General features: G+C 48.9%; 13 protein-coding genes. 2 read left to right on the top strand and 11 right to left on the bottom strand.

Translation table 11 applies throughout. The features are described from left to right. Nucleotides 1–117: 117 nt before the first annotated feature. Genes R6242_RS07715 through R6242_RS07735 form a run of 5 tightly spaced genes read right to left on the bottom strand, consistent with a single transcriptional unit; the run spans nucleotide 118 to nucleotide 4621 of the window. Nucleotides 118–816 carry an MFS transporter gene (locus tag R6242_RS07715; protein ID WP_318425757.1) on the bottom strand — a complete coding sequence of 233 codons (699 nt, stop codon included), beginning with the start codon at nucleotides 814–816 and terminating at the stop codon, nucleotides 118–120. Further along, entirely contained in the window at nucleotides 813–1337 is a 525-nt protein-coding gene (locus R6242_RS07720) for a chalcone isomerase family protein (protein ID WP_318425760.1), read from the bottom strand. The genes R6242_RS07715 and R6242_RS07720 overlap by 4 nt, the downstream gene beginning before the upstream one ends. Nucleotide 1338: 1 nt before the next feature. After that, nucleotides 1339–2553 (bottom strand): cyclopropane-fatty-acyl-phospholipid synthase family protein, encoded by a 1215-nt coding sequence (locus R6242_RS07725; protein ID WP_318425762.1) that lies wholly within the window; start codon nucleotides 2551–2553, stop codon nucleotides 1339–1341. Continuing rightward, entirely contained in the window at nucleotides 2550–3329 is a 780-nt protein-coding gene (locus R6242_RS07730; RefSeq protein ID WP_318425764.1) for a DUF1365 domain-containing protein, read from the bottom strand. The genes R6242_RS07725 and R6242_RS07730 overlap by 4 nt, the downstream gene beginning before the upstream one ends. Then, entirely contained in the window at nucleotides 3326–4621 is a 1296-nt protein-coding gene (locus tag R6242_RS07735; RefSeq protein ID WP_318425766.1) for an NAD(P)/FAD-dependent oxidoreductase, read from the bottom strand. The genes R6242_RS07730 and R6242_RS07735 overlap by 4 nt, the downstream gene beginning before the upstream one ends. Nucleotides 4622–4727: 106 nt before the next feature. Between R6242_RS07735 and R6242_RS07740 the strand changes: the two genes are divergently transcribed. Continuing rightward, nucleotides 4728–5336, top strand: coding sequence for a helix-turn-helix domain-containing protein (locus tag R6242_RS07740; protein WP_318425768.1), 609 nt, complete (start codon nucleotides 4728–4730; stop codon nucleotides 5334–5336). Nucleotides 5337–5459: 123 nt separating this feature from the next. Then, nucleotides 5460–5693 carry a TIGR02450 family Trp-rich protein gene (locus tag R6242_RS07745; protein ID WP_293933627.1) on the top strand — a complete coding sequence of 78 codons (234 nt, stop codon included), beginning with the start codon at nucleotides 5460–5462 and terminating at the stop codon, nucleotides 5691–5693. A gap of 377 nt (nucleotides 5694–6070) precedes the next feature. On the opposite strand, the gene R6242_RS07750 is transcribed toward R6242_RS07745, so the two are convergent. The 6 genes from R6242_RS07750 to R6242_RS07775 form a co-directional block, all read right to left on the bottom strand. Then, a complete protein-coding gene (locus tag R6242_RS07750) occupies nucleotides 6071–6802 on the bottom strand; it encodes a substrate-binding periplasmic protein (protein WP_318425771.1) in 732 nt (243 codons plus the stop codon). A gap of 131 nt (nucleotides 6803–6933) precedes the next feature. After that, a complete protein-coding gene (gene sucD / locus R6242_RS07755; protein WP_318425772.1) occupies nucleotides 6934–7818 on the bottom strand; it encodes a succinate--CoA ligase subunit alpha in 885 nt (294 codons plus the stop codon). A gap of 165 nt (nucleotides 7819–7983) precedes the next feature. Further along, nucleotides 7984–9153, bottom strand: a complete 1170-nt coding sequence (gene sucC, locus R6242_RS07760; protein ID WP_318425773.1) for an ADP-forming succinate--CoA ligase subunit beta — start codon at nucleotides 9151–9153, stop codon at nucleotides 7984–7986. Nucleotides 9154–9353: 200 nt separating this feature from the next. Then, nucleotides 9354–10790: a dihydrolipoyl dehydrogenase gene (gene lpdA, locus R6242_RS07765; RefSeq protein ID WP_318425774.1), complete on the bottom strand. Its 1437-nt coding sequence runs from the start codon at nucleotides 10788–10790 to the stop codon at nucleotides 9354–9356. Nucleotides 10791–11036: 246 nt separating this feature from the next. After that, a complete protein-coding gene (odhB, locus tag R6242_RS07770; RefSeq protein WP_318425775.1) occupies nucleotides 11037–12254 on the bottom strand; it encodes a 2-oxoglutarate dehydrogenase complex dihydrolipoyllysine-residue succinyltransferase in 1218 nt (405 codons plus the stop codon). A gap of 97 nt (nucleotides 12255–12351) precedes the next feature. Next, nucleotides 12352–15165 carry a 2-oxoglutarate dehydrogenase E1 component gene (locus tag R6242_RS07775; protein WP_318425968.1) on the bottom strand — a complete coding sequence of 938 codons (2814 nt, stop codon included), beginning with the start codon at nucleotides 15163–15165 and terminating at the stop codon, nucleotides 12352–12354. Nucleotides 15166–15221 lie beyond the last annotated feature (56 nt).

A 15221-nucleotide genomic window follows, 5' to 3' on the forward strand; every position in this document is an offset into this window, starting at 1 on the left:
CAGCCCCTTTTGCATCTGGATTGGGTTGATTGCCATGACGACCACTCCACAAAAGAACGTTCGTTCACCTTAGGCCTTTTAGGTGGTTTGAGCAAGGAGGTTGAGCAAGAGACATAATCAGGAAGATTTAAAGCCCTGATTGGCCTGCATGGTTTGCCATAGCTGCTGCCAACTAGAGTGCTGGTTCACTTTGCGCTGCCAGCGCGGTGCATAGTAGATAAGGGCGAACAAGGCCACTGCCAAGATGGCTGCAAAGCTCAAACCGTAACGGCCAAGATGGCTAGGAATGGTGGCTACAGGCCGGGTTAAAATCCAGCTTGGAATCACGCTGGCTAAAATCACCCCTAGTAATCCAGCACCTTCACGCCATGCCGCCGCGCCAAGTAGCGCCGCATTTGAGTTAGATTCATCAGCCGAAAGCCGAGCGCCCCATGATAAATACGCAATGCTGAGCATGCTATGGGCGGTATAAGCCACCACCAGCATCACCGCCAACCATGCACCAAGATATGCTGTGGATACGGGGGGCAGCCAAAGCCCTAAAAAAGCCAAACCCAGCAAAACAGCGCCAGCAATAAGCCAAGGATTAAGCCCGCCATGCAGGCGATCAATATAGCGCCCTAGCCATGGATCTTGCAGGGTATCCACTAGCCGTGCCAAAAATAGCACCCAGCCAGTGCTGGCCAAAGCCAAGCCCAAATTGCTGCTGTAATACGCGGGGATTTGCACATACACCGGCAACGCCGCCATTGCCAGTGGCAGGCCCAGTAAGCCGTAGGCCATCATGCGCCAGCGTGGATGCGTTGCGCGACTCATTTTGCGCTACCTAATAATTGCTCACGCAAGCCGCTATCCTTAGTGCGCTCATCAAACCAGATAGCAAAAAAAGCTTTAGCAAATTCTGGATCACGAATATCCGCAAGTAGCTGATTGCGATTATAAAAACGACAGCCTTGATTTGGCAAAAAGACCCCAATCAACTGATCGCCTTCATTAACATTGGTAAAGGCGCGATACATTTCACCTTCCCAACGTTTGAGCTGCTCAGCGCTGTATTGCTTGCCAAATAAGCGCTTGATTTCATCGATGCTGGTTTCAACAAACTGAGTACGGCTAATGCTACGGTGGTAAGTCAGCTCCAAAGCAAATGGGGCGTTAAGGCTAAATTGCGGGCTTTCACTCCATAATTTAGCGGTATAAATCCGCAGCCTAAACCAAGTCAAATCGCCGCTGCCTAAGGCCTTAGCTTGCGGTAGCTCATCGCGCCATGTGGCAGCGCTAGCAGGTAAAGCGATGCTAGCCAGAGCGATCAATACGCTGAGAGCAATCTTGCGCATTTTAGTGATCCTTATGCAATAAGAATTGCACGACATCGGTCTTGCCTTCATCAAAGCCTGCTTCACAATAGGCAAAATACAGCATCCAGATTCGCATAAAGCGCTCATCAAAGCCTTGGTCTGCAATCGCTGCCGCTTCATTACGGCAAGCGACCTTCCAGCGGCGCAGCGTTTCGGCGTAATCACCGCCAAAATGATACTGATCGGTGGTTTTAAGGCCTGCCGATTGCGCCTTGGCAACAAAGCGCTCTGGGCTGGGCAACATGCCGCCTGGAAAAATATACTGCTGGATAAAATCCGTGCCGCTGCGATAACGCTCAAAGGCATTTTCATCAATGGTGATACTTTGCACCAAGGCTTGACCGCCCACCTTTAAGCGCGCCGCCACAGTTTTAAAATATTCTGGCCAGAATGCCTCCCCTACGGCCTCAAACATCTCAATTGACACAATCGCATCATATTGGCCAGTCAGATCGCGGTAGTCGCATAACTCCAGCTGCACCAGCGAATTCAAACCTTGCCGTGTAATCCGCTCTTGGGCAATGGCGAGTTGCGCCGCAGAAATGGTTACGCCATGCACATCAATGCCTTGCCGCGCGGCGTATGCAGCAAAACCACCCCAGCCGCAGCCAATTTCAAGCACTCGGCTACCCGCACTGAGTGCTAGCGTATCAATAATCCGCTGATATTTATTGAGCTGGGCCTGCTGCAGGCTTTGCGCATAATCACCATGAAACATCGCGCTAGAATAGGTCCAAGTTGGATCAAGCCAAAGCTGATAAAACGCATTACCAATATCGTAATGGGCATGAATATTTTTGCGGCTACCCTCACGGGTATTGCGTCTAAATAGGTGCTTAAGCCGATACCATAGCGTTGCCAATTTACCGCCAAACACCATTTTATCCAGCACGTTTTGATTACGAATCGCCAGCCGCAGTAAGGCCGTTAAATCTGCTGAATCAATCCAGCCCGCCTCATAGCTTTCGGCAAAACCAATATCACCCGCGCGTAAAATTCGCTGGCAGGCGCGCCAATCGTGAATCTGCAAAGTGGCGCTTGGTGGCTGATGCAAATCGCCAAACATCAGATGGGTACCCTCTGGCGTGATCAATTGCAAATGACCGTGCTGCAGTCGGGCTAATAGATTCAGAAACAATTTAGCCGCCGTGGGCGCACTACGGCTTATCGTTTGCAGAGCTTGAGATTGACTCATGATGATTTATCCTCTGACACAGTCAAAGAAGTGGTGGGTGGAGCGGGTTGGCTAAAAAATGGCACACGTTTTCGCCATAACTTGAAGGCTTGCCAATGAATGCGGGCGAATACACCCAGCGTCAAGAAAGGCTGGGCCAAGAGCGCGCGGCGCAACGTGGCGCTATTTAAATCTTGGATATGGCCACCTATTGAGGTCTTGAGCAGCAGGCCATGGTGATCAAAATAATCAATCCCTACCCACGCCGTGCTGGCGGTATCACGAAACCTAAATTGATAATGCCCAGCTACCTCGCAAAACGGCGAAACATGCAGCATTTTTTTGCTTTCAATACGGGTGTGGCTCTGGATACCGTCTTCTTCAAAGCCAACAAGTAAATAGAGGTGGGTTTCGCCAAAGGTGTTGTTTACTTCGGCTAACACAGCGCGCAACTCGCCACTTTGGGCGTAGCAATACCAAAAGCTCACCGGATTAAATACCCAGCCCAATACGCGCGGAAATGTATGCAGCCAAATCTCGCCATCGGCTGCAATCTGATGCTTAGCCAGCAAATCACGCATCCAATGTTCTAGATCACTGCCATCTTTGGGGCCGTAATCAGCGGTATGCACCGAAACCGCTCGTCTGCAGTTAATCCCAAACCAAGCGGCCTTGATTTCATTAAGCCGCGCTAAATTAAGTCGCAGGCAAAACACCGGATACACAAAGCGATTCTTCGCAGGGCGCACACGCTGGTGCATCACTTGCCCGCTAATAATTTGGGCCGGAGCGCTCATGTTAGTGCCGCCCAATCAGGAGCCAAACCAAAACCCTGAGCCACCCTAAGCGCAGATTTCAAGCCATCCTCATGAAAACCATAGCCCGTCCATGCGCCAGCAAACCAAGTGTGATTTTGGCCTTGGATACTCGGCAAGCGCTGCTGAGCAGCAATGGCCCCATGATCAAACACGGGATGCTCATACTCAAACTGCCCCAGTACTAACTCTGGCGCGGGCGGCGAGAAAGGATTGAGCGTTACAATCACCGGTGATTTAAACGCTAAATTTTGCAATTGATTGAGTAGATAACTCACGCAAACAGGGCGTTGCCCATCCACGCTGGCCCCGCCAAGGTAATTCCATGCCGACCAAACCTTGCGCCGCTGTGGCAGTTGGGCTGGATCGGTATGTAGCACCGCAGTATTGGCTTGATAGCGCACGGCAGAGAGAATTTGCTGCTCTGCCTCGCTGGCATCGCTCAGCATATTGAGCGTTTGTGGCGCATGTGTAGCAAACACCACCGCATCAAATAAATCCACACCAGCAGGGGTATACACCGTTGCGCCAGCGCCCCGACGTTCAACTTTAGCAACTGAGCAATTGAGCCTAATCTCAGCACCGCTGTTGGCATTCAAGCTGGCGGCAATTTTGCGCACATACTCACGCGCACCTCCTTTTACCGTTTGCCACTGCGGGCGATCATTCACTTGCAATAGTGCGTGATTTAGGCAAAACCGTAAAAAAGTAGCGGCAGGAAATTGTAAAATATCATTGGGCGCGCTAGACCAGATCGCCGCTGCCATCGGCAGTAAATAGGCATCACGGAACATCGCCCCATAGCCACCTGCGGCAATGAGCTCGCCCAAGGTGGCCCCATTAGCAAGCGACTGGCTTAGGTTGGCTTGCGCTGCGGCGTTAAAACGTAAAATATCGCGCAACATGCCAATAAAACTGGGGGATAGAATCCGCTGCCGCTGCGCAAACACGGTATCCAGATTTGTACCCGCCCACTCCAGCGTTCCCTCATCGAGCGAAACACCAAATGACATATTGGTGGCATACGTTGCTACATCCAGCTCGGCAAATAGCGCAATCAAATTGGGGTAGGTGGCTTGATTGAATACCAAAAATCCAGTATCTACCGCTTGAGTTTGCCCTTCTAAGCTCACCTCCACCGTATTGGTATGGCCACCTAAGTAGCTGCCCGCTTCAAACAACACCACATCATGCGCACGGCTTAAAAAGTATGCACTGGCCAAGCCAGAAATACCGGAGCCAATAATTGCGATGCGTTGCCGAGTATTTGTCATGTTTTTTTGCCATTAAGCCAGTCGGTGAGTGTGCTTGCTACTACTTCAGTGCTAAGATTACTACTGCTTCAGAATAAAATCTACTAATTAGTATCGGAATTTACCAATGAGTATACTTAGTCGACTAAGTTTCAAAGATCAGGCCTTTAAACTGCGTGAAAGCGCCATCCTCGATGCCACCACGGCGGTACTAAGCACCAAGGGCTTTGATCTCATGACGATGGACGACATCGCCGGTGCCGTGGGTATTTCCAAACCTAGCCTCTACAAGCACTTTAAATCTAAAGAAGATTTAGTCGGTGAAGCGCTGATTCGCCTGATTGATGGTGCCGTTGATTATCTGGCGCAGCTAGATAACACGCTCAGCCCCATAGGCAAGCTAAGTGCCTTATTAGAATGGGCGTTGCGAGTACGCTTGGAAGGCGGAATGCCCTTTTTGCCCTCTACCAGCCCGCATGTGCGTGACATGCTGATGCGCAATATGAGTTATGTGTTGCGGGTAATGAAGCTCAATGGCCAGCTAGAAAAACTGGTGGCCGCAGCGCAAAAAACCGGCGATTTAAATCCAGATCTACCTAGCGACGTGATCTTGTTTAGCTACTACTCTAGAACCTGCGATCCTGCCGCCGAGTTTCTGCAAAAATTCAGCAAAATGCCTCACGACGACATCGTGGCTCATATGCTGAAAGTTGCGTTTAATGGCTTAAAAACCTAAGGCATGCTGCAATCTGTAAAAAATATTGCTGTTACAGGCCACGTTTTCTATTTCAATTCATAAAAATTGAACGTGTCCTATTTTGTATTTAGTCCTAAATTGAGCCCAAATGGGGAACAACCGATGAAGCATCCAGTGAGAAGCTGGCATCCCAAAAAACTAGCCAATACCAAGTGGACGGCGCTTGTGCCGCAGCAACGTGAAAAACACTTTCTTGTCGTCAAAATCGAATTCGATCCCAATGATGTGCAAAAAGTAGAGCAAATCACTCTGGAAGCGGTGATCAGCAAACGGCATTTCACATTGCACTGGAGCGCCCTTGAAGATGAGACACAATGGCGTGCGGGCTGGCTGTAACACAACAATTTGATATGGCTTACTGACTATGCCTCTTGCTCAATCTCATTATAAATATCGCAGGACGGGTAAAACCCACGGGTTTATTCGGTATTGCTTGCGGGTTTCACCCGCCCTACAAACTCTAAAACCAAGCACTCAAGAAATCCATCTACACAGAGCCCATTGAGCAAGAAACATAATCAGGTATTGTTTTGTAAAAATACTGCACTGGGGTAGAACACTATGGTTCAATACTCAGAGGCTTATTGATGCCATTACAAAATTAAGCTATATATTTTTAATAAAAAAATCAAAGGATAGCTTTTTATTTTTCAAGTCAAAAAAATAAAATATAGACATCCAGATTAGCGATGAAGGTCTAAAAATTAACTTAATTATTGAGGAATCAAGCCCTTCTGCTTTGCATCTTTAATAGCATGATTAAACTCAACTAAGAAAGCCTGCATCTTCATAGACTTATGAAACGCTAAATGAACCGGATCGCGGACGAGTGGCTTACTCAAATATACAAACTGATCGCGCTTATTTAACAACTCAGGATCTTTTTTTAACATAGCATCCAAGCTATGCTCTGCATTATTGACTACGGCACAATCAACCCGATCGTAAAGTAGCTTTTTTAAACGCACATCGGATGCATAATTAACGTCGACCTGAAACAATTTTGCCGCCAGTGCATTATCAAACTCCTCTCCATAGCTAGCCGCATTGGTTACGCTAATTAGCTTGCCTTTTAGATCTGCCACCGAGTGAAAAGGAAACTCTTTGCCTTTTTTTACGACCAAACCAACAATTGACTCATAAAATGGTTCGGAAAAATCAAACACCTCAAGTCTTGCTTTGGTTTTAGATAAGCCAACAATTCCCCCTTTCCCTTTTTCTGCCAGCAAATAAGAACGCTTCCAAGAGGCCATATCTACAATCACTTTATTGCCACTTAATTGCTCGTAATGCTTAATCAGGGTATAGCCAATTCCATCTTCTCGGCCCTGCTCATTACGAAAAGTAATAGGCCGGTAATCATCACTGGCAAAAATAATCATCTCATCCGCCCAAAGTGCAGGGCAAAGACATAAAAATAAAAACAACCCAAGCATAACTCGCATGTTCTACATCCTTATCCAAGCCGAACTTATATAGATTAGCCCATTAAAAACCGACTCGCATTATCTTACTGCCAATAAAAAAACCCCAGAATTGCTTCTGGGGTTTTTGAGGTGTTTAATTCAAAAGAGAATTAAATCATGCCTTTAGACTTCAACAGCTCAAGCATAGTCGAGCCAAGCTCTGCTGGGCTGCGTGTGTAGGCGATGCCTGCACGCTCAAACGCTGCAAATTTTTCTTCTGCAGTACCTTTGCCGCCAGAGATAATCGCACCAGCGTGGCCCATGCGTTTGCCCTTAGGCGCAGTTACACCAGCGATATAGCCAACCACTGGCTTAGTCACGTAGGACTGAGCAAATTCAGCTGCTTCTTCTTCAGCCGAGCCGCCGATCTCACCAATCATGATGATGGCATCGGTATCAGGATCGTCTTGGAATAAACGCAGTGCATCGATATGGCTCAAGCCTGGAATTGGATCGCCACCGATACCGATACATGTAGATTGGCCAAGGCCCAATGCTGTAGTTTGCGCAACCGCTTCGTAAGTCAAAGTACCAGAGCGGCTTACAATACCAATACGGCCTGGCTGATGGATATGCCAAGGCATAATACCGATCTTGCATTCACCCGGAGTGATAATACCTGGGCAGTTAGGGCCAATCAGGCGGATACCGGCTTCATCAACCGCTTTTTTCACGTACAGCATATCCAGTGTTGGCACGCCTTCAGTGATACATACGATCAGTTGAATGCCCGAATCAATCGCTTCCAGAATCGAATCTTTAGCGAACGGTGCCGGTACGTAAATAACCGTCGCATCCGCTTGGGTTTCACGCATCGCATCTTTCATGGTGTTGAACACCGGCAGATCAAGGTGACGTGAGCCGCCCTTACCTGGCGTTACACCGCCAACTACTTTAGTGCCACACTTCAGTGCTTGTTCTGCGTGGAATGTACCATTTTTACCGGTGAAACCTTGCACCAATACTTTGGTGTCTTTATTAACTAAAACGCTCATTATTTTTTCCTTTATGCAACATAAAGTGCTTCTTAAAATCCAGATTTCTAAACGAGACAAGGCGCGATTAAATAGTTTGACGCAACATATTTTTATATATGAGGAAAACTATTTATGAGCAACGCCGTATCGTGACGGAAGCTGGAGTTTTAAGATGTGCTTTGATTAAAGTGCGGCAACAGCAGCAACAATCTTCTCGGCTGCATCGTTCAGGCCTTGAGCCGAAGTCAGTTTCAGACCGGATTCGTTCAGAAGCTTAGCGCCCAATTCAGCGTTATTACCTTCCAGACGCACCACAACTGGCACAGTCACATTCACTTCTTTCACCGCAGCAATGATCGCTTCAGCAATCATGTCGCAACGCACAATACCGCCGAAGATGTTAATCAAAACACCCTTCACAGAATCATCAGCCAGAATCAACTTAAAGGCTTCGATCACGCGATCTTTAGTTGCACCACCGCCTACATCCAAGAAGTTAGCCGGTTGGCCACCTTTGAGTTTGATGATGTCCATGGTTGCCATAGCAAGGCCAGCGCCGTTTACCATGCAGCCGATATTGCCTTCCAGCGCAACATAGTTCAGTTCGAACTCAGATGCTTTTACTTCGCGCTCGTTTTCTTGCGATTTATCGCGCTGAGCCAATAATTCTGGCAGGCGATACAGCGCGTTAGAATCCAGACCAACTTTAGCGTCTACGCAGCACAATTCGCCGTTTTCACGCAAAGCCAGTGGGTTGATTTCAAACAGGGCGAAATCGTTAGCGATAAATGCCTCAGCCGCACCCAACATCATTTTAGTGAAGTGAGCAACTTGCTTACCTTCTAAACCCAAAGCAAACGCGCAATCACGTGCTTGGAAAGGCTGCATGCCAACCAATGGATCAACGGTTACTTTGATGATTTTTTCTGGGGATTCTTCCGCTACAGTTTCGATCTCAACACCGCCTTCGGTGGAAACCATAAACACCACGCGCTGGCTAGAGCGATCAACCACAGCACCTAAGTACAGTTCACGCTGAACTGGGTACATATCTTCACAAACCAGAACCGAATGCACAGGCTGGCCCGCTGCATCTGTTTGGTAAGTGACTAGATTTTTACCGATCAAGCCTTTTGCAATTTCAGCGGCTTCTTCACGGGATTTAACCACTTTAACGCCACCCGCTTTACCACGGCCACCGGCGTGAACTTGGGCTTTAACCACAGCAAACTTACCACCCAGTGCGTCATAAGCAGCAGCAGCTTCTTCTGGCGTGTGCGCCAAGATACCGCGTTGTACTGGAAGACCGTATTTAGCCAATAATTCCTTGGCTTGATATTCATGAAGATTCATCTGAGACCCTTTGTAAGGAAAGAGGATATGCAAATCGGCCGCATACCGTGAAACATATTGAGTGATGAAAATAATCTAAAACTTCTTAAAACGTCTGTAGTTGTAGGGTGGGTTAGGCGGTTTTATGCCGTAACCCACCGTTGCTGCCATGGTGGGTTACGCCCAAACAGCTGGGCTAACCCACCCTACATGTTTACAAGTTAAGAGTGCAAACCACGCTTATCACACGCTAGAGCCGCTTCGTGCAAGGCTTCAGACAGGGATGGATGAGCATGAACAATACGTGCAATATCTTCTGACGACGCGTTAAATTCCATCGCAACAACCGCTTCAGCAATCAACTCTGAAGCAAATGGCCCAACGATATGCACACCTAAAATACGGTCAGTATTCTTATCGGCCAGCATTTTAACAAAGCCCTTAGCTTCACCAAGTGCTAAAGCACGGCCATTGGCGGAGAACAAGAACTGACCCTTCTTGTATTCAACGCCTGCGGCTTTAAGCTGCTCTTCGGTTTGGCCTACCCAAGCAATTTCTGGGCTGGTGTAAATCACCCAAGGGATATTGTTAAAGTCGATATGCGGATGCTGGCCTGCGATACGCTCAGCCACGGCTACACCTTCATCCGACGCTTTGTGCGCCAGCATTGGGCCACGCACCACATCACCAATCGCCCACACATTAGGCAGATTGCTTTGGCAATGATCATTCACATCAATCTGGCCGCGCTCAGTCAGCTTCAGGCCAACAGCATCGGCATTCAGGCCAGCGGTGTTTGGCACACGGCCAATGGCCACCACCAGCTTATCAAATACGCTGACTTGCTCCGCACCGGCTACATCGGTCCAGTTTACGGTGACGTCTTTTTTACCGGCCTTGATCTCACCGATTTTTACGCCGGTATTGATCACAAGGCCAGTTTCTTTGGTCAGGAATTTCTTGGCTTCGCGCGCCACTTGCTCGTCTGCCGCACCTAGGAAAGTAGGCATGGCTTCTAAAACGGTGACTTCACTACCCAGACGCTTCCAAACCGAGCCCATTTCTAAGCCAATCACGCCAGCACCAATTACGCCAAGGCGTTTTGGCACACTTGGGATGGCCAATGCGCCTTCGTTATCCAGCACTAGATGGTTATCAATGGTCACGCCTGGCAGTTGGCGAACGCTAGAGCCGGTCGCAATAATCACGTGCTTAGCGGTAATTTCTTCCACCGTGCCGTCAGCCAGCTTGGCTTCTAGCAGGTAAGCATCGCCCGCTTTGGCTTTAAATGCGCCCACACCGTGGAATGAAGTCACTTTGTTCTTTTTGAACAGGTAAGCAATACCGCCGGTGTTTTTGGTGATGATGTCTTGCTTACGCTCAAGCATCTTCGCCACATCCATTTTTAGCGTGCCGGTAGAGATACCATGATCGCCAAAATGATGCGCCGCATTGAAGTAATTTTCAGATGACTGCAACAGTGCTTTAGATGGGATACAACCCACATTCAGGCACGTACCGCCAAGGCTAGCCTTGCCGTCTTTGTCTGAAGTAGCGTCGATACACGCGGTATTAAAGCCCAGCTGCGAGGCGCGAATCGCCGCCACATAGCCACCAGGGCCTCCGCCGATTACAACAACGTCAAATTCTTTGCTCATGGTTTGAAAACCTGTGAAGAGTAAAGAGCGTGCCACTTCAAAACCAGCACCCATCTTTAGTTAATCAATAAAACCAAGGCCAAACCCACATCTTGAACCACGGAGTACACAGAGAACACGGAGTTTCACGGAGAAAAACATCGAACAGAAATAATCGTCTATTTAATAGGATTTGGTTTTCTCCGTGCTCCTCCGTGTTCTCCTTTTCCTCCGTGGTTCAAGGTTTGGGTTTAAAGATACTGGCGATTAAATATCAAGCAGCAAACGCGCTGGGTCTTCGATCACTTCTTTGATAGCAACCAGCGACAATACGGCTTCGCGGCCATCAATGATGCGGTGATCGTAAGACTGAGCCAGATACATCATCGGGCGAATCACCATTTCACCGTTTTCTACCACTACACGCTCTTTCGTTGCGTGCATACCTAAAATGGCCGACTGTGGTGGATTGATAATCGGCGTAGACATCATTGAGCCGAAAGTACCGCCGTTAGAGATAGTGTAAGTACCACCAGTCAGCTCGTCCATGCTGAGCTTACCGGCTTGCGCACGCTTACCAAAATCAGCAATGGTTTTTTCGATTTCAGCCAAGCTCAGCTGATCCGCATTACGAATCACTGGCACCACCAAACCACGCGGGCTACCTACGGCCACGCCGATATCAAAGTAGCCGTGGTAAACGATATCGTTACCATCAACAGATGCATTCACAATCGGGAATTTCTTCAGCGCGTGAACCGCAGCTTTAACAAAGAAACCCATAAAGCCCAGCTTCACACCGTGGTCTTTTTCGAATTTATCTTTGTACTTATTACGCAGATCCATCAACGGCTTCATATTGATTTCGTTGAATGTAGTCAGGATCGCATTAGTTTGCTGTGATTCTAAAAGACGCTCGGCCACGCGGGCACGCAAGCGGCTCATTGGCACGCGTTGCTCAGAACGATCACCCTGCGGCAATGAAGCCGCGGCAGCAGGTGCAGCAGCTGCCGCCGGTTTTGCCAAATGGTTTTGTACATCTTCTTTCAATACACGGCCACCACGGCCAGTGCCGCCGATATCGGCTGTACTTACGCCTGCATCAGCAGCCAGCTTTTTAGCCGCTGGCATCACCGCTGTACCAAAACCAATTGCACTCGCTGAAACGCCCGCTTCTTTTGCAACGGCTTCTACACGTGCTTGCTCGCCCGCAGCGGTAGCAGTGCTGGCAGGAGCAGCAACCGTGGCTTCGGTATCAATCGTTGCAATCAATTGCAGGCTACCTACAATTGCACCCTCAGCTTGAACAATCGACACCAAAACACCGGCTTGTGGCGCTGCGATTTCTAACACCACTTTATCAGTTTCGATATCAATCAATTGCTCATCACGAGCCACCGCGTCGCCTACTTTTTTCTTCCACTGTAATAGCGAAGCTTCGGAAACGGATTCTGGTAATTGCGGTACGGTAATTTCGATAATCATTTTGTAACTCCAAAGATCTGGCGAGTAGGTCAGGTGGGTAAAACCACCCTGTTTATCCATTCGATATTAATTAAGGCGGGTTTTCACCCGCCCTAATTTAGAGTGTCATTGCTTCTTCAACGAAGGTTTTAAGCTGTGCAGTATGCTTGCTCATATAACCAACCGCTGGCGACGCTGATGAGGTACGGCCTGCGTACAGCAGAGTTTGCTTAGGATGCATACACGCTTCTAAGCGATGGCGAATCTGGTGCCATGCGCCTTGGTTACGTGGCTCTTCCTGTACCCACATCACTTCACGTGCGTTCGGGTATTTTTCTATTTCAGCTTTTAGCTCTTCCGTTGGGAATGGATAAAGCTGCTCAATCCGCACAATCGCAATATCTTTAATATCACGCTCACTACGGCCAGCCAGTAAGTCGTAATACACCTGACCTGCACACATCACCACACGCTTCACTTTCTTCGCATCCAGATTGCCCTGATCCCCGATCACCGGACGGAATTCACCGCTGGTAAAGTCTTCAATCGGGCTAGAAGCAAACTTCGCCTTCAAGAGCTTTTTGCTCATGATGATAATCAGCGGCTTGCGGCTTGGGCGTAACATCTGGCGACGTAGCGCATGGAACATCTGCGCGGCTTCAGACATCATCAGTACTTGCACATTGTGCTCTGCACAAAGCTGCAGATAGCGCTCAACGCGAGCTGAAGAATGCTCTGGGCCTTGGCCATCGTAGCCGTGCGGCAACATCATGGTAAGGCCACATAAACGGCCCCACTTGGTTTCACCTGAAGTAATAAACTGATCGATCACCACTTGCGCGCCGTTGGCAAAGTCACCGAACTGCGCTTCCCAAATAGTGAGCTCATCTGGAGAAGAGCAAGCGTAGCCATACTCAAACGCCAGCACCGCTTCTTCATTCAGAATCGAATCGATTACCGTGAAGTTAGCTTGTTTTTCAGCCAAGTGTTGCAGCGGCACATGCACGCCCTGATCCCACTTCTCACGATTTTGATCGTGTAATACGGCATGGCGGTGATTAAACGTACCACGGCCACAATCCTCACCAGAGATACGCACGGCGTAGCCTTCGGTCAGCAAGGTAGCGTAGGCCAAGTGCTCAGCCATACCAAAATCAACCGGCTGATCGCCATTGGCCATGGCAATACGCTCTCTGATAATTTTTTCTACGTTTGGACGCAGTTTAAAATTATCTGGCACCTTGGTGAATTTCTCAGTGAGGCGCAGCAAATCAGCCTGTGGTACAGCGGAGGCCACTGGATGACGCCAATGCACACCCATATAACGGGAGAAATCAATCGCGTGCGAGCGTTTGTAATCCGTCAGGGTAGTTTGCTCAACATGCTCACCACGATCTAGCGCTGCGCGATATTCTTGAATCAGATTATCTGCTTCGCTGCTAGTGACCACGCCTTCGGCAATCAAACGGTCTGCATATTTCTTACGCGCGCCTGGATGCTGGCCGATTTTTTTGTACATCATAGGCTGAGTCACAAACGGATCATCCGCTTCATTGTGGCCAAACTTACGGAAACAAACTAAATCTACCACCACATCGCGGTGGAATTTCATCCGGAATTCCAGTGCCGCTTGCATCACCAAAATCACTGCTTCTGGATCATCGCCATTCACGTGGAAAATCGGCGCTTCAACCATCTTAGCGATATCAGTACAGTAAATCGTCGAGCGAGTATCGCGGGTGTCAGATGTAGTAAAACCAACCTGATTATTTACCACCAAATGTACCGTGCCACCCGTGCCATAGCCACGAGTATTGGCCAAGTTAAACGTACCTTGGTTGGTACCCAAGCCAATAAAGGCCGAATCACCGTGGATCAGTACGGGCAAAACTTGCACGCCTAACTTATCACCACGGCGCTGCTGACGCGCACGCACCGAGCCCTCAACCACAGGGTTGACAATCTCAAGGTGGGATGGGTTAAACGCAAGGCTTAAGTGGATTGGGCCACCTGGCGTTGGGATGTCCGCCGAAAAGCCCATATGGTATTTGACGTCACCGGAAGACAAATCGCTGACCGAACGGCCTTCAAATTCGCTAAACAGATCACGCGGCTGCTTGCCCAGTGTATTCACCAGCACATTTAAGCGGCCACGGTGAGCCATACCGATAATCATCTCTTGCACACCCACAGCACCCGCACCCTGCACTAAGAAATCTAGCGCTGGGATCATGGAATCGCCGCCCTCAAGCGAGAAGCGCTTTTGGCCAACGTATTTTTTATGTAGGTATTGTTCGAGAGTTTCTGCTGCCGTCACTTTTTGCAAAGTGCGTTTTTTTTGCTCTACGCCATAAGAAGGCGTGGATCGGCGTGATTCAAACCACTGCTGCACCCACTTGCGCTGTTCTGCATTGGTGATGTGCATGTATTCCAGACCAATACTGCCGCAGTAAGTTTGCTTTAAAAAAGCCACTACTTCTGCTAGCGTGGCACGTTCCATGCCCGCAATATTAGTACCGAATGTGGTCGCCATATCCGCGTCGGTAAAGCCATGGTGCTTGGCATCTAGTTCAGGCAAACGCGCCTGATCCATACGCTGTAAAGGATCTAGGCTAGCTTGACGCGAACCCATAATGCGGTAAGCGGAGATCAAACGCAGCAGATTAACCTGCTTACGTGTGGCCTCTTCGTCGACCGCGCCACCCTGCTGAACATAGCGAGGCTGACGAGTCAGCTGGCGGAAGGATTCCTCAATCGGCGCTCGTGGAATATCACGATCAACCACACCAGGGCTTTGCTGCATCTTATCGAAGTAGGAGCGCCATTCCTGATCCACCAACTGTGGGTCACTCAGGTACTGCTCGTAAAGCTCCTCAACGAAAGGAGCATTCCCGCCAAAAAGGTGGGAATTAGACCTCAACTCTCTCATCATCGCCGTAATCAAATCCAGTAATTTAGCAGGCTTAACACCATGCAAGACCGCCGTCT

This window comes from Iodobacter sp. CM08 (genome assembly GCF_033446605.1).
Classification (GTDB): domain Bacteria; phylum Pseudomonadota; class Gammaproteobacteria; order Burkholderiales; family Chitinibacteraceae; genus Iodobacter.

Coding starts and splice junctions, on each gene's coding strand:
- R6242_RS07715 (WP_318425757.1), bottom strand. CDS start 816: ATGAGTCGCGCAACGCATCCACGCTGGCGCATGATGGCCTACGGCTTA.
- R6242_RS07720 (WP_318425760.1), bottom strand. CDS start 1,337: ATGCGCAAGATTGCTCTCAGCGTATTGATCGCTCTGGCTAGCATCGCT.
- R6242_RS07725 (WP_318425762.1), bottom strand. CDS start 2,553: ATGAGTCAATCTCAAGCTCTGCAAACGATAAGCCGTAGTGCGCCCACG.
- R6242_RS07730 (WP_318425764.1), bottom strand. CDS start 3,329: ATGAGCGCTCCGGCCCAAATTATTAGCGGGCAAGTGATGCACCAGCGT.
- R6242_RS07735 (WP_318425766.1), bottom strand. CDS start 4,621: ATGACAAATACTCGGCAACGCATCGCAATTATTGGCTCCGGTATTTCT.
- R6242_RS07740 (WP_318425768.1), top strand. CDS start 4,728: ATGAGTATACTTAGTCGACTAAGTTTCAAAGATCAGGCCTTTAAACTG.
- R6242_RS07745 (WP_293933627.1), top strand. CDS start 5,460: ATGAAGCATCCAGTGAGAAGCTGGCATCCCAAAAAACTAGCCAATACC.
- R6242_RS07750 (WP_318425771.1), bottom strand. CDS start 6,802: ATGCGAGTTATGCTTGGGTTGTTTTTATTTTTATGTCTTTGCCCTGCA.
- sucD (WP_318425772.1), bottom strand. CDS start 7,818: ATGAGCGTTTTAGTTAATAAAGACACCAAAGTATTGGTGCAAGGTTTC.
- sucC (WP_318425773.1), bottom strand. CDS start 9,153: ATGAATCTTCATGAATATCAAGCCAAGGAATTATTGGCTAAATACGGT.
- lpdA (WP_318425774.1), bottom strand. CDS start 10,790: ATGAGCAAAGAATTTGACGTTGTTGTAATCGGCGGAGGCCCTGGTGGC.
- odhB (WP_318425775.1), bottom strand. CDS start 12,254: ATGATTATCGAAATTACCGTACCGCAATTACCAGAATCCGTTTCCGAA.
- R6242_RS07775 (WP_318425968.1), bottom strand. CDS start 15,165: ATGATGAGAGAGTTGAGGTCTAATTCCCACCTTTTTGGCGGGAATGCT.